We start from the raw sequence: 19,300 nt of genomic DNA on the forward strand, positions 1-19,300 counted from the left end.
CGTCCACAATGGAGGCATGTCGTACTTCACTGAGATCCTGGCCGATTCCGGCGATGGCTTCCGCGCCCTCGATGTCGACGTCCGTGACGCGAACGACCTCGACGACCTCGTCGATATGATGCGTTCGGCCGCCGGCGACGACGGCGAGGCTGTGGCCGTCATCGAACACGAAGACGAATGGTTCGGGCTCGTGCGCCTGTGCCGGAACAACGAGGTCAAGATCTTCCTCTCCGATCTCGCCGCGGTCGAGGCGAGCCCGTTCGCGGAGATCTTCGCCGACTTCCTCGATTCCCGTCCCGATGCCTACGACGCCGAACCCGAAGAGGACTTCGGCGCCGAGGAGGATGAAGGCACGGTCGACGAGGACGATGACGATGATGACGAGGTCGAGATGCTCGAGTTCGACGCCGACGCCGAATGGGGCGGAGACGCCGATATCTACTCCGACCGCGGAGTCTCTGCCGCCACGCTCATCGACCAGGTCGAAAGCTATCGGTCCGACCCGGCCCGCGTTGTCGCCCATGTCGGTGAGACCGTCGGCTTCGCCGATCAGCTCGAGGCCGCACGCTGACCGCTGCGTCCGTGACCCGGTTCGATGAATGGATGGGGCATGCCCTCGCCGAGGCGGCCCTCGCGCCCGCCCATGACGACGTTCCCGTCGGGGCCGTCGTCATCGACGCCGGCGGTGAGATCATCGGGCGCGGTCACAATCGGCGCGAGGTTGATGCCGACCCGCTCGGCCACGCCGAGCTCATGGCGATCTCAGCCGCCGCCTCGGTGCGGGGCGAGTGGCGGTTGGACGGCTGCACCCTCGTCGTCACGCTGGAACCGTGCGTGATGTGCGCCGGCGCCCTCGTCGGTTCCCGCATCGACCGAGTCGTATTCGGTGCCTATGACGACAAGGCCGGGGCGGTCGGATCGGTCTGGGACCTGCTTCGCGACCGCGCTGCACTCCACCATCCGGAGGTCACCTCGTGCGTCCGAGCGGAGGAGAGCCGGGCCCTGCTGAGGGAGTTCTTCGCGGCCCGACGCTGACGTGTCCCAGCTCACGGCGAACCGATTTGGACGCAGAAAGTCCACCGCTGTACAGTTGTCGGCGGTGGCGTGTCCGAGCGGCCGAAGGTGCAACACTCGAAATGTTGTGTAGGGCAACCCCCTACCGTGGGTTCAAATCCCACCGCCACCGCCAAGGGAAACCCCTGATCAGACGCAACTGATCAGGGGTTTCGTCTGTTTCGTCGAAGGATGGCATCGGCGCGGGCAGAGGTGTGATGATTGACACACCGGGGTCGAGCGGCGAGACTTGCTCGGTGAAACAGAAAGAGTTTTCCGGGATATGGAATTACTTTTCGGTATCCGGGGCTGAAGACTCGACTGTTTCATTGCGCATGTTCAAGGCGCAGGGCCGACGACGATGATGTCGCCGGCTGACCAAATCGAACAACCTGAGGTGGTCCATGAAAATGGCTGACAACGACCAAGCGGTGCAGACCGCATCTTCGAGACCGGGGCTTCTCGACAAATTCTTCGAAATCACCCATCGAGGCTCGACGATCAAGCAGGAGATCCGCGGAGGCATCGTCGCCTTCGTCGCGATGGCCTATATCGTCGTCCTCAATCCGCTCATCCTCGGCGGTTCCCAGGACATCGCCGGTGACAGCCTCGACTTCGCCCAGCTGACCGCGGTCACCGGGCTCGTCGCCGGCGTCATCACGATCCTCTTCGGCGTCGTCGCCCGACTGCCCTTCGGCCTGGCCGCAGGCCTGGGCATGAACAGCTTCCTCGCTGTGTCCGTCGTTCAGGAGGTCACCTGGGCCGACGCGATGGGACTGGTGGTCATCAACGGCGTCATCATCGTCGTCCTCGGTGCCACGGGCATCCGCACCGCGATCTTCAACGCCGTCCCACACGCGCTGAAGATCGCCATCACGGTGGGCATCGGACTCTTCATCGCCTTCATCGGTTTCGTCAACGCGGGGTTCGTCACGCGCACCCCCGCGGGCCCACCCGTCCAGCTGGGCCAGGACGGATCGATCGGCTCCCTGCCGACGCTGGTCTTCGTCTTCGCGCTCGTCCTCATCGGCATCCTCGTGGCGCGGAGGATTCCCGGCGGCATCCTCATCGGCATCATCGTGGCCACGATCGCCGCGATCATCATCCAGGCGTTTGCGAAGCTCGGCACCGTCGGCGACCCGGTCAATCCGGACCCGCTGGGCTGGAACCTCTCCGCGCCGGAATTCCCGAAACAGGTCATCGCCCTTCCCGACTTCGGTCTCATCGGCGCCTTCGACCTCGTCGGCGGCTTCCAGCACATCGGAGTCCTCGCAGCCACGATGCTCGTGTTCACCCTCGTGTTCACGAACTTCTTCGACGCCATGGGCTCGATGACCGGTCTGGCCCGCAGCGCCGGACTGCAGACAGAGGACGGAATGTTCCCGCGCATCCGCGGAGCCTTCATCGTCGAGGGTCTCGGCGCGGTCTTCGGCGGCGGTGCCTCCGCATCGTCGAACACGGTCTTCGTCGACTCCGCAGCCGGAATCGCCGAAGGCGCACGCACGGGTCTGGCCGCCTGCATCACCGGTGTGCTGTTCCTGCTGTCGATGTTCTTCTCACCGCTCATCGCCGTCATCCCGATGGAAGCCGGAGCCGCGGCGCTCGTCGTCGTCGGCGCCATGATGGTCACGCAGATCCGTGAGATCGACATGACCGACTTCCGCACCTCGCTGCCGGTCTTCCTCACCATGGTGACGATGCCGCTGACATATTCGATCGCCAACGGAATCGGCGTCGGATTCATCTCCTGGGCGCTCATCCACGCCATGAGCAACCGTGCCCGCCAGGTCCACTGGCTGCTGTGGGTCGTCTCGGCCGGATTCGTCCTGTACTTCGTTCGCGGCCCGATTTCGGCTATCTTGGGGGCATGAGAACAACGGTTGGACACTCAGCTTGGGGAAAGGGTCAGATCGCCCACGGGGCTTGACCTGCGGGGACGCCCAGTCCCCTCATCCGCGTTCTTCTGCGCTGTTCGCATGGATAACCAGAGGCTCGAAGAACGAAGCAAATTGTTCCAACCATGCACTGTGCGCCTCAGTGGAGAGGCGCGGGAGGTGTGAAGTGCGATGTCCGCAGCGACAACGGACCAGTCAACTGCCGAAGTGACAATCAACGGGACCGTCCGCGAGTTCGACGGCCCACCCCATACGAATGCGCTGGACTTCCTGCGCGGTCAGGGTCTGACCGGAGCGAAGGAAGGCTGCGCCGAAGGCGAATGCGGGGCCTGCGCGATCATGGTCGCCCGCCCCGACGAATCCGGTGGAACCCGCTGGACCTCAGTGAACTCCTGCCTGCTGCCGGCGGCAGCCCTCGACGGGGGAGAGGTCGTGACCTCCGAAGGTCTGGCCGACGGAGACACCGTCCACCCCGTCCAGGAAGAGATGGCCGTGCGCGGCGGATCCCAATGCGGATACTGCACCCCCGGCTTCATCTCCTCGATGGCCGCCGAATACTACCGCCCCGACCGCTGCGAGGATGGCTTCGACCTCCACTCCCTGTCGGGCAATCTGTGCCGCTGCACCGGCTACCGTCCCATCCGCGATGCCGCGAATGCGCTGGGACAGCCCGCCGCAGACGATGCGCTGGCCGCTCGCCGTGAGCGTCCGGCCCCGTCGGCTCGAGCCACCGATTATCAGCGAGCCGACACCGCCACGGGGAAGATCGGACGCTACCGTCGTCCCGCCACCCTCGCCGAGGCGACCTCCATCCTCAGCCAGGATCCCGAGGCCACCGTCGTGGCCGGGGCCACCGACTGGGGCGTCGAGGTCAACATCAAGGGAGCACGGGCCAAGAATATCCTCGCCGTCGACCGGCTCGAGGAGATGCGCGGAATCCGCCGCACCGATTCGTTCGTCGAACTCGGCGCCTCCCACACCCTGTCCGAACTCGAACGTGAGCTCGCTGGAGACATTCCGCTGCTGGGCAAGCTGTTCCCGCAGTTCGCCTCCCGCCTCATCCGCAATGGGGCGACCATCGGCGGCAACCTCGGCACCGGTTCGCCCATCGGCGACACCCCGCCGGCGCTGCTGGCCCTCGAAGCCGAACTCGTGCTCACCTCCGTGCGCGGGGCGCGAACCGTGGCACTGGCCGACTACTTCACCGGATACCGGCAGACGGTGCGAGAGCGCGACGAGCTCATCACCGCCATCCGCATCCCGCTGCCGCTGTCCCCGCTGACGTCGTTCCAGAAGATCGCCAAGCGCCGCTTCGACGACATCTCCTCGGTGGCGATCGGCTACGCCGTCGACATTCAGGACGGATTGATCGCGAAGGCCCGGATCGGCCTCGGCGGAGTCGCGGCCACCCCGCTGCGCGCCACCGCCACCGAAGCCCTCCTCGAAGGTCGGCCTTGGACACTGGAGACCGTTCATGCGGCGGCCGAGACCCTCGCCGCCGAAGGCACCCCGATGGACGACCACCGGGCGAGTGCGAAATACCGGACCGCGATGCTGCGGTCCTCCCTCGAACGCTTCTACGCCGAGCAGCTCGGCCACCCGGCCGTGACCAGCAAGGAGGTCAAGTGATGAGCCAGCTTTCCCAGCGCCCCGCCGACCCGGTCGTCGGCGAACGCCACCACCACGAAAGCGCCTTCGGTCACGTCACCGGATCCGCGCTCTACACCGATGACCTCATCGGACGTCTCACCGGGGTCCTCCACGCCTTCCCCGTGCAGTCGACGACCGCGCACGGCCGCCTCGGCGCCATCGATATCGAACCCGCCTATGCGGTGCCCGGAGTCGTCAAGGTCATCACGGCCGCCGATATCCCCGGCGTCAACGATCAGGGCGTCAAGCACGATGAGCCGATGCTGCCGGTCGACGAGATCATGTTCTTCGGCCAGCCCCTGGCCTGGGTGCTCGCCGAGGATCTCGAAGCCGCGAAGGAAGGCGCTGCGGCCGTCACCGCCGAGTTCGAGGAACTGCCGTCGCTGGTGACCGTGCGCGATGCCATCGCCGCGGACAGCTACCACGGCAAGCCCTTGTCGATCGACAAGGGCGAGGTCGACTCCGCGTTCGCCGATGCCGCTCATGTCTTCGAGGGCGAATTCGAGTTCGCCGGTCAGGAGCACTTCTACCTCGAGACGCAGGCCTGCCTGGCGCATGTGGACGAGAACGAACAGGTCTTCATCCAGTCCTCGACCCAGCATCCCACCGAGACTCAGGACATCGTCTCCCATGTCCTCGGAGTGCCCGCCCACGAGGTGACCGTCCAGTGCCTGCGCATGGGCGGAGGCTTCGGCGGCAAGGAGATGCAGCCTCATGGCTACGCGGCCCTGGCAGCGCTCGGTGCGAAGCTCACGGGCCGGCCGGTGCGACTGCGCCTCGACCGCACCCGGGATATCACCATGACCGGCAAGCGGCATGGATTCCACTCGTCGTGGAAGATCGGATTCACCGAGGAGGGGAAGATCCTCGCCCTCGATGCGACGCTGACCGCGGACGGCGGGTGGAGCCTCGACCTGTCCGAACCCGTGCTCACCCGCGCCATGTGCCATATCGACAACGCCTACTGGGTGCCCAACATTCGGGTCACCGGCCGCATCGCCAAATGCAATAAGACCTCGCAGACTGCCTTCCGCGGATTCGGCGGCCCGCAGGGCATGCTCGTCATGGAAGACATCATCGGACGCGTCGCCCCCAAACTGGGACTGAGCGCCCGTGAGCTGCGCCGCCGGAACTTCTACGCGCAAGGTCAGGACACTCCCTACTATCAGCCGGTGCGACATCCCGAGCGGATCGGGGCGTGCTGGGACCAGCTCATCTCCCAATCCGATCTGGAGGCCCGCGAGGCTGAGATCGAAGCGTTCAACTTGAGCCACGAGCACATCAAACGAGGACTGTCGATCACTCCGGTGAAGTTCGGGATCTCGTTCAACCTCACCGCCTTCAACCAGGGCGGAGCGCTCGTGCTCGTGTACAAGGACGGATCCGTCCTCGTCACCCACGGCGGCACCGAAATGGGGCAGGGACTGCATCAGAAGATGCTGCAGGTCGCGGCCACCACCCTCGGCGTGCCCTTGTCGACGGTGCGTCTGGCGCCGACGCGCACGGACAAGGTGCCCAACACCTCGGCGACGGCCGCGAGCTCCGGCTCCGACCTCAACGGCGGAGCGGTGAAGAACGCCTGCGACCAGATCCTCGACCGGCTGCGGCAGGTCGCTGCGGGCATCCTCGGTGCACCCGCCCATGAGGTGGAGATCTCACGAGGAATCGTCTCTGCACTGTCCTCAACGAAGACGGTGACCTGGGAAGAGCTCATCAACACCGCGTACTTCCAGCGCATCCAACTCTCGGCCTCCGGTTTCTACCGCACCGAGGGACTGCACTGGAACCTGTCCCAGATGCGCGGCGAACCGTTCAAGTACTTCGCCTACGGGGCCGCGGTGTCCGAAGTCGAAGTCAACCGATTCGACGGCTCCTACACCCTGCGCCGCGTCGACATCGTCCACGACGTGGGAGACTCCCTGTCACCGCTGCTCGACCTCGGGCAGATCGAGGGCGGCTTCATCCAGGGCGCCGGCTGGCTGACCCTGGAGGATCTGCGCTGGGACGAATCGGACAAGCCGAGCCGCGGCCGACTGGCCACTCAGGCGGCGAGCACATACAAGATCCCGAGCTTCTCCGAAGTCCCCGAGATCTTCAATGTCTCCTTCCTCGACAAAGCACATGAAGACGGAGCCGTGTACGGGTCGAAGGCCGTGGGCGAACCCCCGCTCATGCTCGCCTTCTCCGTCCGCGAAGCCCTGCGCGAAGCCGTGGGTGCCTTCGCGAGCCCCGGCCACAGCGTCGAACTCGCGTCCCCGGCCACACCGGAAGCCGTGTTCTGGGCGATCGAAGAAGCCCGCGGGCAGGACTCGGGGGCGGCCGCCTCGGCGAGGGAAGGACAACGAGTTCCGTCATGACCTGGATGGACACCGCAGCCGAGCTTCGCACAGCTCGGGTGCCGGCTGTCCTCGTCACTCTCGCCGCGGTGCGCGGGCATGCCCCACGCGAGGCGGGAGCGAAGATGATCGCCACCGCTGATGACCTGTTCGGGACCATCGGCGGGGGCAATCTCGAGATGACGGCCCTCACCCGTGCCCGGGAACTGCTCTCCGAGGGGCAGCAGGTCCCGGAGATGCTCACCCTGCGGCTCAACGACAAGGCTCCGGCCAAATACGGTCGCCAATGCTGCGGCGGAGAGGTCACTATGCTCTTCGAACCCCTGCCCGTGCCCGCCTCGGTGGCGATCTTCGGTATCGGCAACATCGGACTCGAACTCACCCGGATTCTCGCCCGCCACGATCTCGACCTGACCGTGTCCGATTCACGGCCGGAACAGCTCGAGGCTCTCGATGAGTTGGAGGAGCCGGTGGCGCGGATACGCCGCGAATTCGCTGTCGTCGGGGAAGAGGTGATCACGGAGCTGCCGGCCGGAGCGCACGTGGTCATTATGACGCATGACCATGCCGAGGACCTGCACCTGTGCTCCGCGGCGCTGACCCGCGGCGACCTCGGATCGGTCGGGCTCATCGGCTCGAACGCGAAATGGCAGCGCTTCCGCAAGAACCTCGCCGACGAAGGCTTCGCGCCCGAGGTCATCGACACCATCCGCTGCCCGATCGGACTGCCCGATCTGCCTGGAAAAGCACCTGCGACGATCGCCGTGAGCGTCGCCGCGGACCTGCTCGGCCGCATGGCCTGAACCCTTTCTGCTGACTGACATCACTGACTCTAGGAGAACCACTGTGGTCATCTATCGTGCCCGCGTCTTCGATACGCCGGACAACCCATTCACCGGGGGCCGGCTGCGCTCGGCCTCCGATGTCGCCCTCGTCGTCGACGACGGGCTCATCACCTCCCGCACCACCTTCGACGCTGCCCGCACCGCGCATCCCGAGGCGGAAGTCGTCGACCTCCGCGACGGCGTGCTCATCCCCGGACTCGTCGACACTCACGTCCACCTGCCGCAGGTGCGGGCCATCGGCCACCTCGGGCGGCCGCTGCTCGATTGGCTCGACCAATGCGCACTGCCCGAAGAAGCGAAGCTCGGGGACCCCGCCTACGCGAAAGCGGTGGCCGGCGAATTCCTCACGGGACTGATCTCGGCGGGGACCACCTCGGCGATGGTCTTCGGTTCGCACTTCGCCTCAGCCATGGACATCTTCTTCTCCGCAGCTTCAGAGTCGGGGCTGCGGATCACCTCCGGCCTGGTCACGGGCGACCGGAACCTGCCCGAGGCGCTGCTCACCGACGTGGAGCGCTCGACCGAGGAGAGCCAGGCGCTCATCGACCGATGGCACGGGAAGGGACGGCTGCGCTACGCGGTGACTCCGCGGTTCTCGTTCTCAGCAGGGCCGGAGCTGCTGGCCGCCGGCGGCCGCCTCGTCGAGGAGAATCCGGGTATCTGGGTGACCTCGCACCTGAACGAAAATGTCGATGAGATCTCCGGGGTCGCGCAGATCCACCCCGAGGCTCTCGACTACCTCGACACCTATGACCGGGCGGGGCTCGTGGGGCGGCGCACGGTGCTCGCGCACAATGTCCACCCGCAGGATCGGGAGCTCGAGCGCATGGCTGAGGCCGGGGCCGTGGCCGCGCACTGTCCGACCTCGAACTCGGCCCTGGCCAGCGGTTTCTTCCCGCTGCGCCGGCATATCGAGGCCGGTGTCCGAGTGGCCTTGGGCACCGATGTCGGGGCGGGTACGGGTTTCAACCTGCTCAAGGAGGGCGTGCAGTCGTACTTCATGCAGCAGCTCGATCCGGCTGGGGGAGTGGCTTTGAACTCCGCGCATCTGCTGCACCTGGCGACCGAGGCCGGGGCCGAAGCGCTCGAGCTCGATGAGGTCGGCGTGCTGAGCGAGGGCAAGCGCTTCGACGCCGTGCTCATCCGCCCGGCCGAGGGCCAGCCCTTGGACGTCGGCATCCGCCACGCCGCCGACGACGGAGCTGCCCTCGCAAAGATCTTCGCCATGGGCACCCCGGCCGACATCGCAGCAGTCTGGGTAGACGGCACCCCTCTCTGACCCCAATTGCTACCTGACGGCGGCCCAGCAACCTCGCGCGAGGTTGCTGGGCCGCCGTCAGGTAGTTCTGGGACGAAAGGTCTTGACGGGGACTCCGCGGGCTGTCTATGCTGATTTCACGGAATGGAAACAAACTTCCATAATACGGAAAACAGAGGCAACTCAAAGGAGAGCTCCATGTCCCCGAACTTCACCTCACCCGGCAGCTACGTCCTCAACTGCTCCACCCTGCTCGCCGAGCTGCCCGTTCTCGAGCGGGCTCAGGCCGCGAAGGATGCGGGTTTCGACGAGGTCGAATTCTGGTGGCCCTTCGACGGGAACCCGACCCCATCCTCGGCGGAGGTCGATGAGTTCATCGCTTCCCTCGAATCCGCAGGGGTCGCCCTCAAAGGTCTGAACTTCTGGGCCGGGAACATGGCCGCGGGCGATCGCGGAATGGTCTCGATCATCGGAGCCGAAGAGGACTTCGCGGCCAACGTCGCCATCGTCGTCGAGATCGGCCGACGCACCGGCTGCCGCGCCTTCAACGCGCTCTACGGACTGCGCACCGACGGCCAGGACCCGGGCGGACAGGACGCCACTGCCGCCGCCAACCTGGCGCTGGCCGCCGGCGAGGTCGCCGAGATCGGCGGAACCGTCCTCGTCGAGCCCGTCTCCGGTGCCGAGGGCTACCCGCTCAAGCGATACGCCGACGCCGCCGAGGTGGTCGCAAAGGTCCGTGCCGACGGACCCCAGAACATCGCCGTTCTCGCCGACTTCTACCACATGCACGTCAATGGCGATGACGTCGCGACCGTCATCGAGGCCGAAGCCGCGAACTTCGGCCACATCCAGATCGCCGACGCCGACGGTCGCGGGGCACCGGGAACCGGATCGCTGCCGCTGCACGATTGGATCGACCGCGCTTACACTCTCGGCTACACCGGATCCGTGGCCCTGGAATACAAACAGGACCGCGCGACCGCCTTCGACTGGCTCGACCGCGCCGCCCAGACCGCCTGAACCTCACCACCGACGACTCGAAGGAAAACCCCACCATGTCCAAGACCATCGCTTTCATCGGACTCGGAATCATGGGCCTGCCCATGGCCAAGAACCTCGTCGCGTGCGGATTCGACGTCCGCGGCTTCAACCGCACCCCGTCCAAGGCCCAAACGCTCGCCGAGGCGGGTGGCAGTGCAGCCGGCACCATCGCCGAGGCGGTGGCCGGGGCCGACGTCATCATCACCATGGTTCCCGACTCACCCGACGTCGAAGCCGTGCTCACCGGCGACGACGGAATCCTCGCGCACGCGTCTGCCGGGGCCACCTGGATCGACTTCTCCACCATCCGCCCCGATGTCGCGAAGGACCTGGCCTTCCGGGCCGAAGAGGCCGGTCTCAAACCTCTCGACGCTCCCGTCTCCGGCGGCGAGCCCGGAGCCATCGACGGAGTCCTGTCGATCATGGTCGGCGGCGACCTAGCCGACTTCGATGCCGCGGCCGATGTCTTCGACGCCGTCGGCAGGACCATCGTCCTCGTCGGCCCCTCGGGAGCCGGCCAGACCGTCAAGGCCGCGAACCAGCTCATGGTCGCCGGCAATATCGGACTGCTGGCCGAAGCCGTCGTCTTCCTCGAGGCCTACGGAGTCGAAACTGGTGCGGCACTGCAGGTCCTCGGCGGCGGACTCGCCGGATCCAAGGTGCTCGACCAGAAGGGACAGAAGATGCTCGAGCGCTCCTTCGACCCCGGATTCCGACTCGAACTCCACCACAAGGACATGGGCATCGTCACCGCCGCCGCCCGCGAAGCAGGAGTCGCCATCCCGCTCGGCGCCACGGTCGCCCAGCTCGTCGCCGCAACGGTGCAGCAGGGCAACGGTGGACTCGACCATTCGGGTCTCTTCACCGTCATCGACGCCCTCTCGGGCAAGAACGAGAACTGAGGCACCGCCTCGGCGAGGCGATCCCACCATGAACCGAGCCGGCGACAGCGTCGTCGCCGGCTCTAGAGCAAAGGACGAACAATGACACGCATGCGCGCAGTCGACGCCGTTGTGCTCATCCTCGAAAAGGAAGGCGCCACCGAAACTTTCGGGCTGCCGGGAGCGGCGATCAACCCGCTGTATTCGGCGATGAAGGCCCACGGCGGAATCCGCCACACCCTGGCCCGCCACGTCGAGGGGGCCTCGCATATGGCCGACGGGTACACCCGCTCGGCACCGGGCAATATCGGAGTCTGCCTGGGCACTTCGGGGCCGGCCGGCACCGATATGATCACCGGCCTCTACGCCGCGGCCGCCGACTCCCAGCCGATCCTATGCATCACCGGCCAAGCCCCCGTCGCCGTGCTCGACAAGGAGGACTTCCAGGCCGTCGATATCGCCTCGATCGCGGCACCCGTGACGAAGATGGCAAAGACGGTGCTCGAAGCCGGACAGGTGCCCGGCGTCTTCCAGACCGCGTTCCAACTCATGCGCTCGGCCCGACCTGGACCTGTGCTCATCGACCTGCCCATCGACGTGCAGCAGACCGAGATCGAATTCGACATCGACGCCTACGAACCGCTGACCCCGGCAAAGCCCGCGGCCACCTCGGGGCAGGCGGAGAAGATCCTCGACCTCATCGCCGAGGCGGAGCACCCGATCATCATCGCAGGCGGGGGAGTCATCAATGCCGATGCCGCCGACCGCCTCGTCGAATTCGCCGAACTCACGTCCATTCCGGTCTCACCGACCCTCATGGGCTGGGGTGCGATCCCGGACGACCACCCGTTGGCCGCGGGCATGGTCGGCATCCAGACGCATGTGCGCTACGGCAACGCGACCTTCCTCGAATCCGACCTCGTCATCGGCATCGGCAACCGCTGGGCCAACCGCCACACCGGTGACCTCGACGTGTACCGCAAGGGTCGGAAATTCGTCCACATCGACATCGAACCCACCCAGATCGGACGCGTCTTCGCCCCCGACTTCGGTGTCGCCTCGGACGCGGGAGCCGCCCTCGACGCACTGCTGGCTGCCGCACGCTCTCGGTCGGACGGGCCGCCGGATTTCACCGGTTGGGCCCGCGAATGCACGGCACGGAAGTCGACCGAGCACCGGAAGACGAACTTCACCGAGGTGCCGATCAAACCCCAGCGTGTCTACCAGGAGATGAACCAGGCCTTCGGCCGCGACGTCACCTACGTCTCGACGATCGGGCTCAGTCAGATCGCCGGCGCCCAGATGCTCCACGTCTACCGGCCCCGGCACTGGATCAACGCGGGACAGGCCGGACCCCTGGGCTGGACCGGACCGGCCGCGCTCGGTGTGGCCAAGGGCAAGCCCGGCGAGACCGTGGTGGCGCTGTCCGGCGACTACGACTTCCAGTTCATGCTCGAAGAGCTCGCCGTCGGTGCGCAGCACCAGATCCCCTATGTCCACGTCGTCGTCAACAACTCCTACCTCGGTCTCATCCGCCAGTCCCAGCGCGGATTCGAGATGGACTATGAGGTCTCGCTGGCCTTCGAGAACATCAACACCGCCGGTTCCGCATCGTCCGGTTACGGAGTCGACCATGTGGCCGTCGCCCAGGGGCTCGGGTGCAAGGCGCTGCGGGTCGAGGACCCCGAACTCATCGGCGAGGGCCTGCGGGTGGCCAAAGAGCTCATGGACGAACACCAGGTGCCCGTGGTCGTCGAGGTCATCCTCGAACGCGTCACGAACATCTCGATGGGTGCAGCCCTCGACCAGATCAACGAATTCGAGACGCTCGCCCAGACTCCGGCCGACGCTCCGACGGCGCTGAGCCCGATGGGCGAACTGGCCGCAGCGAAATAGGCAGGGTCCAACCCGCCGGCGGGCTGGGCCGAACCGCCCGAGCCGAGTAGGCTAGAACGGTATACCGAAACTTCATTCACCGGCCCTCCGGGGCGGGCGACCGAGGAGGAACATGAGCAACGACGCCGACTTCGACCTGATCATCCATGCCGAGAAGGCTCTGCTGCCCGAGGGCATCGAACCGGTGACGGTCGGGGTCAGGGACGGGAAGATCGCCGCGATCTCCCGCGGTGGACAGGATCTGGGCGCGACCGCCTCGGCGGGGGCAGAAGTCATCGAGATTGAGGGTGATCGGGTGCTGCTGCCCGGTCTCGTCGACTCCCATGTCCACGTCAACGATCCCGGTCGCGCCGAGTGGGAGGGCTTCGCCAGCGCCACCCGCGCGGCCGCGGCGGGGGGAGTGACGACGATCGTCGACATGCCGCTGAACTCTCTGCCGCCGACGGTCGATGTCACGGCATTGGAGACCAAACGTGAGGTCGCCGCACCGAAGGCCTTCGTCGACGTCGGCTTCTGGGGTGGGGCGATCCCCGGCAACACCGCGGATCTGCGGCCCCTGCACGAGGCAGGCGTCTACGGGTTCAAATGCTTCCTCGAGGACTCCGGAGTTGAGGAGTTCCCGCCGCTGGAACCGGCCGAGATGACCGCGGACATGGCCGAGATCGCCTCCTTCGACGGAATGCTCATCGTCCACGCCGAGGATCACGAGGTGATGACCTCGGCGCCGAAGAACTCGGGTCCGAAGTTCGCCGACTTCCTCGCCACGCGCCCCCGCGAGGCCGAGAACGTCGCGATCGGCCGCGTCATCGACGCCGCTCGTGAGACCGGAGCAAGGGCGCACATCCTGCACCTGTCCTCGGCGGATGCGCTGGACCAGATCGCCGCGGCCAAGGCCGAGGGGATCAAGCTCACCGTCGAGACCTGCCCGCACTACCTCGTCTTCACCGCCGAGGAGATCCCGGATGGGGCGACGACGCACAAGTGCTGCCCGCCGATCCGTGAGGAATCGAACCGTGAGGCGCTGTGGCAGGGGCTCATCGACGGCACGATCGACTGCATCGTCTCCGACCACTCGCCGTCGACGGCCGAGCTCAAGCTGCTCGACACCGGTGATTTCGGTGCGGCATGGGGCGGGATCTCGTCGCTGCAGCTGGGACTCTCGCTTGTGTGGACCGAAGCTGCAAAGCGCGGGATCGACCTCGCCGAGGTGGTCCGCTGGATGTCCGCGGCTCCGGCGGCCGTGGCCAGGGTCGAGGGCAAGGGGGCGATCGCCGAGGGCAATGACGCGGACTTCGCTGTGTTCGCCCCCGACGAGGAGTGGACGGTGCGGGCTACGGAGCTCTGGCATCGCAATCAGATCAGCGCGTACGACACTCGCACCGTCCGCGGTCGGGTCACGCAGACGGTGCTGCGCGGCGCCCCGGTCGACTTCGAGACCCCCGCCGGCCGCCTCCTCACCGCCCGCTGACCAATTACTACCTGACGGCGGCCCAGCTACCTCGCGCGAGGTAGCTGGGCCGCCGTCAGGTAGTTCTGGGGAGAAGTTATCCACATATTGCTCGCGTCTATTGTCTATTGGTGCCGAATAGTGCAATTTGGTGTCATGTATCTGTGTATGACGACCGACAAACTCTACCGGCTGGGATTTACCAAAGACGAAGTCAGGCGCGGGGAGAGGTGCTGCCTCACTCGCATCGCCCGCGGACGCTATGTGGCGACGGGGTCGTGCGACGACGCGCGACACGAAACCATCTGGTCGGCCCTGAGCGAAGCCGACTTCGAGGAGTTCGGCCACCAAGGCGATATGCGCGATGAGATCGAACCCCTGAGGGTCCTCATCCGCACGCGAGCGGAGAAGATCCACACCGCATCGGGCCGGTGGCGAGTGACAAGAGGGCGCGAAGTCTTCTCGCATCTTTCCGCGGCCCTCATCCATGGTCTGCCGGTCGCCTATCCGGCCGAGACGCGAGTGGAGGTTTTCCGACCGAACGTCAGCCGCAAGTACCGGCACCTCTATGTGCGCAATCGCGAGGTCCCGTCGGCGCACCGGAAGATGGTCGGCATCTATGCCGTGACGACGATGGAGCGCACGCTCATCGACATCGCTCGCGACTACGGTCCGGACCTGTCCGTGCCGATGTTCGACGAGGTGATCCGCCGCAGTCGTACCACGCGCTTCCGCATCGAAGCGGTGCTGGCAGAATGCCCCGAATCCCGCGGGGACACAGCGGTGCTGCGCGCCCTCGACCTCACCGACGGGCGGCGCGAGGCTCCCTCGGAGTCGATTGCGGCGGTGCGCTTCTTCGAGCACGGAATCACGGGATTCGAGCCGCAGGTGGAGTTCTTCGGTCACCTCGGCGAGGTCATCGCCCGTGTCGACTTCTGCAATCATGACGCCCGGCTCATCATCGAGATCGACGGATTCGAGAAGTACACGTTGGACGGACGATCGCCCCGTGAGAGCCTCGCCGCAGAGAAGGCACGCGAAGCCGCACTCGAGGCCAGGGGGTACAAGATCATCCGTCTGACCTTCGGCGACCTGTTCCGCACGGCACCGTTCGAACGCATCCTCGGGGAGCTCGCCGCCCGTCTGCGCACCGGTTAGAACTACCCGACGGCGGCCCAGATACCTCGCGCGAGGTTGCTGGGCCGCCGTCAGGTAGCAATTAGGGGAGGAGGTGGGTGCGGAGGCGGGCGACGTGGCCGCGGGCGTCGACGTCGTACTCGGCATAGGTCAGCGCGCCGTCGGCGCCGATGACGAAGGTCGAGCGCTGTGTGCCCTGGAACGTGTGCTCACCGATCGTCTTCTGCCCATAGCTGCCAAAGGCCCTCGCCACCGCGGCCCCGGGATCGGAGAGCAGCGAGAACGTCAGTCCCTCCTCGGCGGCGAATTCCTTGAGCGATTCGGTGTCATCGGGTGAGACTCCGAGGACCTCGAAGCCCGCGGCCGCCAACGCCGAGAGGTTGTCCCGGAAATCGCAGGCCTCCGTCGTGCAGCCCGGCGATGCGGCCTTCGGGTAGAAGTAGAGGATGACGCTGCGGCCGGCATAGTCCGCCTTCGACACGGTCCGTCCCTCCGCGTCGGTGAGCGTGAAGTCGGGAGCGATGTCTCCGACAGCGAGCCGAATCTGAGTGGTCGTGGTCATGGTGCGTCCTTTCGTCGTTGAAATGGAGTGGCAGGTTGAAATGGTGTGTCAGACGGCCGCGAGTGCGCACGCCTGCGCAGCCGTGTCCTCGATGAGCGCTTCGGCGCGCTCGGACAGGGTGGCCAGGTCCGCCGGTCCCGGAGCGATCGACAGTGCCGCCGTGATCCCGGCGTCCCGGCATTCCGCGGCGGACAGTCCGACCCGACCGGCGATGACGATCACCCTCGCCGAGGCGGGGGCATGGTCCCGCACAGCCGCGACGACCTTCCCGCCCAGGGATTGGGAATCGAACGATCCCTCCCCGGTGAGCACGAAATCCGCGTCGGCCAGCGCCTCGGACAGGCCCACGGCCTCGGCGACCATCGTCGAGCCGGGCACCACCTCGGCGCCGAGCAGCGACGTCAGCGCCAGCGGTATCCCACCGGCGGCCCCGAACCCCGGGGTTGCCGCCAGAGCCTCGGCCTCTTCGGAGGTGCCGGTGAGCACTCTGGCGAAGTGACCGAGCCCGGAATCGAGCACAGCCACCGAGCCTGAGTCCGCTCCCTTCTGCGGACCGAAGACCGCGGCGGCCCCGCGGGGCCCGGTGAGCGGATTGTCGACGTCGACGGCGATGCGCCACCGCACCGCCGTCGCCCGCCGGTCCAGCCCCGCGGTGTCGACCGCGGAGATCGCGGCCAAGCCGCCTCCGCCCGGCGCGACCGGCTGACCGGCAGCATCGGCGAAGCGGGCACCGAGGGCGGCGAGGATCCCGGTCCCGCCGTCCGTGCTCGCCGAACCGCCGATGCACAGCAGGATCTCCTCGACCCCGAGGTCGAGGGCCGCGGCCGCGATGAGTCCGACGCCGAAGGTATCGGCGCGCTCGGGCTGCAGTTCGACGTCCGAGACCTGCGGCAGTCCGTTGGCCTGGGCCGCTTCGATGACCGCGGTCTTTCCGTCAGGGGAGAGGCCGAAGTCCGCCGAGGCGGCCCTGCCCAGGGCATCGACCGTGTCCACTGTGCGCGGCTGAGTTCCCCACACGGCGAGCAGGGCGTCGAGCGTGCCCTCCCCGCCGTCGGCGAAGGGCAGTTCGGTGACCCGCGCTTCGGGGAACACCGCTTCGACGCCGCGGGCCATGGCAGCTGCGGCGGCAGGAGCGGAGGCTGAGCCCTTGAAGGAGTCAGGGGCGCAGACGATTGACGGGGTCTGATCTGTCGTTGTCAGGCTCATGCACTCATTCAACCTCATCGTCGATGGTCGGGTGTGCGGCGGTTGCCACACGAACAGTATCCACCATACGGAAGAAAGTTTCCATAAAAATGTGTGAGCAATTTGACATTGCCGATGGCGCCCAGCAGACTCGGATCAGTTGTTCGGAAATGGTATTCCGAACGGTGAAAGTCATTCAGCGCCTGCCTAGGAGGTCACCGTGGACCTGGCCGAGTTCAATCGACTCCCGGCCGATGACGCCCGCGGAGTTCTGCGTCCCTGCCTCGATGTCGACCGGTGGATCGACGCGATCGTCGATGCCCGCCCCCTGACCGACCTCGACTCCGCGACGGCCGCGTCCCGATCCGCTGCACCGCTGACCACCGCCGAGATCGACGCGGCCATGTCCCACCATCCGCGCATCGGTGAGAAGGCGAAGGGCGAGAGCGCCGAGGCGGCCCACTCGAGCCGTGAACAGGCCGGACTCGGCACCCTGGAAGCAGATGTGCAGTCCCAGCTGGCCGAGGGCAACGCCGCCTACGAGGCCCGCTTCGACCGCGTCTTCCTCATCCGCGCCGCCGGCCGCACGCCCGAGGAGGTCCTCTCCGAACTGCAGCGCCGCATGGACAACACCGCCGAGGAAGAGACCGCCGAGGTCGGGCAGCAACTCATCCAGATCGCCGAACTGAGACTCGAAGGAATCCTCTCATGAGCTTCATCACCGCCCACGCCCTCGACTCGATGGTCGGCACCCCGGCCGCCGACCTCGAGGTCACGCTCTACTCCGGTGACGAGGTCATCGTCTCGGCCCGCACCGACGACAACGGGAGGGTCTCCGACTTCGGCCCCGACCACCTCGAACCGGGGGACTACCGGATCGTCTTCGGCACCGGCGACTACTTCGCGGCCCGGGAGATCGACCACTTCCACCCCGTCGTCACCATCGACTTCACCGTCCAGGCCGGCCAGGAGCACTATCACATTCCGCTGCTGCTCAGCCCGTTCGCCTACAGCACCTACCGCGGCAGCTGAGCCGCGCCCACAACCGCTCACAGGGGAAGCAGGCCCCCTGCAGGATCTCCATCCTCAACAAACCGCCGAAGCCGACCGGTCCCATCCGGCAGGCCTCGCCAATCGAATGGTCACGGTGTGCGCAGACTCGCACGCCGACGAACTGGAGGAAGAAAATGAGCAGCAAGGTCCGACTGACATCGAACCAGTACGGCAAGGCGGAGAACCGACTCATGCGGGTCTACCGCGATTCCGATCGCCACGAGATCCGCGACCTCAATGTCACCTCGCAGCTGTGGGGCGACTTCGAGACCGCTCACACCGAAGGCAACAACGAACACGTCGTCGCCACCGACACCCAGAAGAACACGGTCTTCGCGAAGGCAAAGGAGCTGGGCGTGAGGTCGCCCGAACAGTTCCTCATGGGTCTGGCCGACCACTTCACCTCAAGCTTCGACTGGGTCACCGGCGGACGCTGGGAAGCCGAAGAATACGGCTGGGACCGGATCAACGATCACAAGCACTCGTTCTTCAAGTCCGCGCCCGAGGTCCGCACCGTCATATTCACCCGTGACGACGACAAGGACACGCTGATCTCCGGCTTCAACGGACTCACCGTGCTCAAGACCACGGAATCGGGATTCGTCGGCTATCCGAAGGACAAGTACACGACTCTGCCGGAGACCGAGGACCGGATCCTGGCCACCGATATCGCCACCCGCTGGATCTACAACACCACCGACCTCGACTTCGAGGCCGTGTACACCAAGGTCAAGGAGATCATCCTCGATTCCTTCACCGACCACTTCTCCCACGCCCTGCAGCACACGCTGTACCAGATGGGCGAGAAGGTCATCGAGGCTGTGCCGGAGATCGACGAGATCCGCTTCTCCTGCCCGAACAAGCACCACTTCCTCTATGACATCGAACGTTTCGGACTCGAGAATCCGAACGAGGTCTTCATCGTCGCCGACCGCCCCTACGGCCTCATCGAAGCCACCTTCACCCGTGAAGGCGTCGACGAGAACAAGGACGCATGGGCACAGGTCGCCGGCTTCTGCTGAGATCTGAACATCACCTGCTGAGACAGGCTTTCCATC

General features: G+C 66.2%; 17 protein-coding genes and 1 tRNA gene. 16 read left to right on the forward strand and 2 right to left on the reverse strand.

The genetic code is table 11. The features are described from left to right. Window positions 1-16: 16 nt before the first annotated feature. The 13 genes from GUY30_RS03655 (at window position 17) to GUY30_RS03715 (ending at window position 15,463) form a co-directional block, all read left to right on the forward strand. Window positions 17-571: a tRNA adenosine deaminase-associated protein gene (locus tag GUY30_RS03655; RefSeq protein ID WP_167194175.1), complete on the forward strand. Its 555-nt coding sequence runs from the start codon at window positions 17-19 to the stop codon at window positions 569-571. Between the two features lie 32 nt (window positions 572-603). Continuing rightward, window positions 604-1,035: a nucleoside deaminase gene (locus tag GUY30_RS03660; protein ID WP_167200672.1), complete on the forward strand. Its 432-nt coding sequence runs from the start codon at window positions 604-606 to the stop codon at window positions 1,033-1,035. Between the two features lie 63 nt (window positions 1,036-1,098). Then, a tRNA-Ser gene (locus GUY30_RS03665) sits at window positions 1,099-1,189 on the forward strand. Window positions 1,190-1,463: 274 nt separating this feature from the next. Then, window positions 1,464-2,924 (forward strand): NCS2 family permease, encoded by a 1,461-nt coding sequence (locus GUY30_RS03670; protein ID WP_167194177.1) that lies wholly within the window; start codon window positions 1,464-1,466, stop codon window positions 2,922-2,924. A gap of 195 nt (window positions 2,925-3,119) precedes the next feature. Further along, a complete protein-coding gene (locus tag GUY30_RS03675; RefSeq protein WP_167194179.1) occupies window positions 3,120-4,577 on the forward strand; it encodes a xanthine dehydrogenase small subunit in 1,458 nt (485 codons plus the stop codon). Beyond that, complete coding sequence (xdhB, locus tag GUY30_RS03680; RefSeq protein WP_167194181.1) at window positions 4,577-6,955, forward strand: xanthine dehydrogenase molybdopterin binding subunit; 2,379 nt, start codon at window positions 4,577-4,579, stop codon at window positions 6,953-6,955. The genes GUY30_RS03675 and xdhB overlap by 1 nt, the downstream gene beginning before the upstream one ends. After that, a complete protein-coding gene (xdhC, locus tag GUY30_RS03685; protein WP_167194183.1) occupies window positions 6,952-7,737 on the forward strand; it encodes a xanthine dehydrogenase accessory protein XdhC in 786 nt (261 codons plus the stop codon). The genes xdhB and xdhC overlap by 4 nt, the downstream gene beginning before the upstream one ends. Before the next feature lie 43 nt (window positions 7,738-7,780). Next, a complete protein-coding gene (guaD, locus tag GUY30_RS03690) occupies window positions 7,781-9,058 on the forward strand; it encodes a guanine deaminase (RefSeq protein ID WP_167194185.1) in 1,278 nt (425 codons plus the stop codon). Window positions 9,059-9,235: 177 nt separating this feature from the next. Beyond that, window positions 9,236-10,060 carry a hydroxypyruvate isomerase family protein gene (locus GUY30_RS03695; RefSeq protein WP_167194187.1) on the forward strand — a complete coding sequence of 275 codons (825 nt, stop codon included), beginning with the start codon at window positions 9,236-9,238 and terminating at the stop codon, window positions 10,058-10,060. A gap of 35 nt (window positions 10,061-10,095) precedes the next feature. Then, on the forward strand, window positions 10,096-10,983 hold the full coding sequence (locus GUY30_RS03700; protein ID WP_167194189.1) for a 2-hydroxy-3-oxopropionate reductase: 888 nt from the start codon (window positions 10,096-10,098) through the stop codon (window positions 10,981-10,983). An 81-nt stretch (window positions 10,984-11,064) separates the two neighbouring features. Then, the gene (gcl, locus tag GUY30_RS03705; protein WP_167194191.1) at window positions 11,065-12,858 is read left to right on the forward strand and encodes a glyoxylate carboligase; all 1,794 of its coding nucleotides are present in this window, start codon (window positions 11,065-11,067) and stop codon (window positions 12,856-12,858) included. Window positions 12,859-12,970: 112 nt separating this feature from the next. Then, window positions 12,971-14,326: an allantoinase AllB gene (allB, locus tag GUY30_RS03710; protein ID WP_167194193.1), complete on the forward strand. Its 1,356-nt coding sequence runs from the start codon at window positions 12,971-12,973 to the stop codon at window positions 14,324-14,326. 147 nt (window positions 14,327-14,473) lie between these two features. Then, window positions 14,474-15,463 (forward strand): DUF559 domain-containing protein, encoded by a 990-nt coding sequence (locus GUY30_RS03715; RefSeq protein WP_167194195.1) that lies wholly within the window; start codon window positions 14,474-14,476, stop codon window positions 15,461-15,463. A gap of 61 nt (window positions 15,464-15,524) precedes the next feature. Here the strand turns inward: GUY30_RS03715 and GUY30_RS03720 are convergent, their stop codons facing one another. Together GUY30_RS03720 and GUY30_RS03725 are read right to left on the reverse strand one after the other, a co-directional pair. Next, the gene (locus GUY30_RS03720) at window positions 15,525-16,004 is read right to left on the reverse strand and encodes a peroxiredoxin (RefSeq protein WP_167194197.1); all 480 of its coding nucleotides are present in this window, start codon (window positions 16,002-16,004) and stop codon (window positions 15,525-15,527) included. Window positions 16,005-16,052: 48 nt separating this feature from the next. Further along, the gene (locus GUY30_RS03725; RefSeq protein WP_167194199.1) at window positions 16,053-17,210 is read right to left on the reverse strand and encodes a glycerate kinase; all 1,158 of its coding nucleotides are present in this window, start codon (window positions 17,208-17,210) and stop codon (window positions 16,053-16,055) included. Between the two features lie 199 nt (window positions 17,211-17,409). Between GUY30_RS03725 and uraD the strand changes: the two genes are divergently transcribed. The 3 genes from uraD to pucL all read left to right on the forward strand — a co-directional run bounded on the left by uraD (window position 17,410) and on the right by pucL (window position 19,264). Next, complete coding sequence (gene uraD / locus GUY30_RS03730; protein WP_167194201.1) at window positions 17,410-17,901, forward strand: 2-oxo-4-hydroxy-4-carboxy-5-ureidoimidazoline decarboxylase; 492 nt, start codon at window positions 17,410-17,412, stop codon at window positions 17,899-17,901. Further along, window positions 17,898-18,221: a hydroxyisourate hydrolase gene (gene uraH, locus GUY30_RS03735; protein WP_062861137.1), complete on the forward strand. Its 324-nt coding sequence runs from the start codon at window positions 17,898-17,900 to the stop codon at window positions 18,219-18,221. Before uraD ends, uraH begins: the two co-directional genes overlap by 4 nt. 155 nt (window positions 18,222-18,376) lie before the next feature. After that, window positions 18,377-19,264 carry a factor-independent urate hydroxylase gene (pucL, locus tag GUY30_RS03740; protein WP_167194203.1) on the forward strand — a complete coding sequence of 296 codons (888 nt, stop codon included), beginning with the start codon at window positions 18,377-18,379 and terminating at the stop codon, window positions 19,262-19,264. Window positions 19,265-19,300: the final 36 nt, after the last annotated feature.

It is taken from the genome of Brevibacterium pigmentatum, from assembly GCF_011617465.1.
Lineage (GTDB): Bacteria > Actinomycetota > Actinomycetes > Actinomycetales > Brevibacteriaceae > Brevibacterium > Brevibacterium pigmentatum.

Excerpts from the sequence above, each read along its gene's own strand:
- uraH (WP_062861137.1), top strand. The coding sequence starts at position 17,898 with ATGAGCTTCATCACCGCCCACGCCCTCGACTCGATGGTCGGCACCCCG.
- GUY30_RS03700 (WP_167194189.1), top strand. The coding sequence starts at position 10,096 with ATGTCCAAGACCATCGCTTTCATCGGACTCGGAATCATGGGCCTGCCC.
- gcl (WP_167194191.1), top strand. The coding sequence starts at position 11,065 with ATGACACGCATGCGCGCAGTCGACGCCGTTGTGCTCATCCTCGAAAAG.
- xdhC (WP_167194183.1), top strand. The coding sequence starts at position 6,952 with ATGACCTGGATGGACACCGCAGCCGAGCTTCGCACAGCTCGGGTGCCG.
- GUY30_RS03675 (WP_167194179.1), top strand. The coding sequence starts at position 3,120 with ATGTCCGCAGCGACAACGGACCAGTCAACTGCCGAAGTGACAATCAAC.
- xdhB (WP_167194181.1), top strand. The coding sequence starts at position 4,577 with ATGAGCCAGCTTTCCCAGCGCCCCGCCGACCCGGTCGTCGGCGAACGC.
- GUY30_RS03670 (WP_167194177.1), top strand. The coding sequence starts at position 1,464 with ATGGCTGACAACGACCAAGCGGTGCAGACCGCATCTTCGAGACCGGGG.
- pucL (WP_167194203.1), top strand. The coding sequence starts at position 18,377 with ATGAGCAGCAAGGTCCGACTGACATCGAACCAGTACGGCAAGGCGGAG.
- GUY30_RS03715 (WP_167194195.1), top strand. The coding sequence starts at position 14,474 with ATGACGACCGACAAACTCTACCGGCTGGGATTTACCAAAGACGAAGTC.
- GUY30_RS03695 (WP_167194187.1), top strand. The coding sequence starts at position 9,236 with ATGTCCCCGAACTTCACCTCACCCGGCAGCTACGTCCTCAACTGCTCC.
- GUY30_RS03660 (WP_167200672.1), top strand. The coding sequence starts at position 604 with ATGGGGCATGCCCTCGCCGAGGCGGCCCTCGCGCCCGCCCATGACGAC.
- GUY30_RS03725 (WP_167194199.1), bottom strand. The coding sequence starts at position 17,210 with ATGAGCCTGACAACGACAGATCAGACCCCGTCAATCGTCTGCGCCCCT.
- GUY30_RS03720 (WP_167194197.1), bottom strand. The coding sequence starts at position 16,004 with ATGACCACGACCACTCAGATTCGGCTCGCTGTCGGAGACATCGCTCCC.
- allB (WP_167194193.1), top strand. The coding sequence starts at position 12,971 with ATGAGCAACGACGCCGACTTCGACCTGATCATCCATGCCGAGAAGGCT.
- GUY30_RS03655 (WP_167194175.1), top strand. The coding sequence starts at position 17 with ATGTCGTACTTCACTGAGATCCTGGCCGATTCCGGCGATGGCTTCCGC.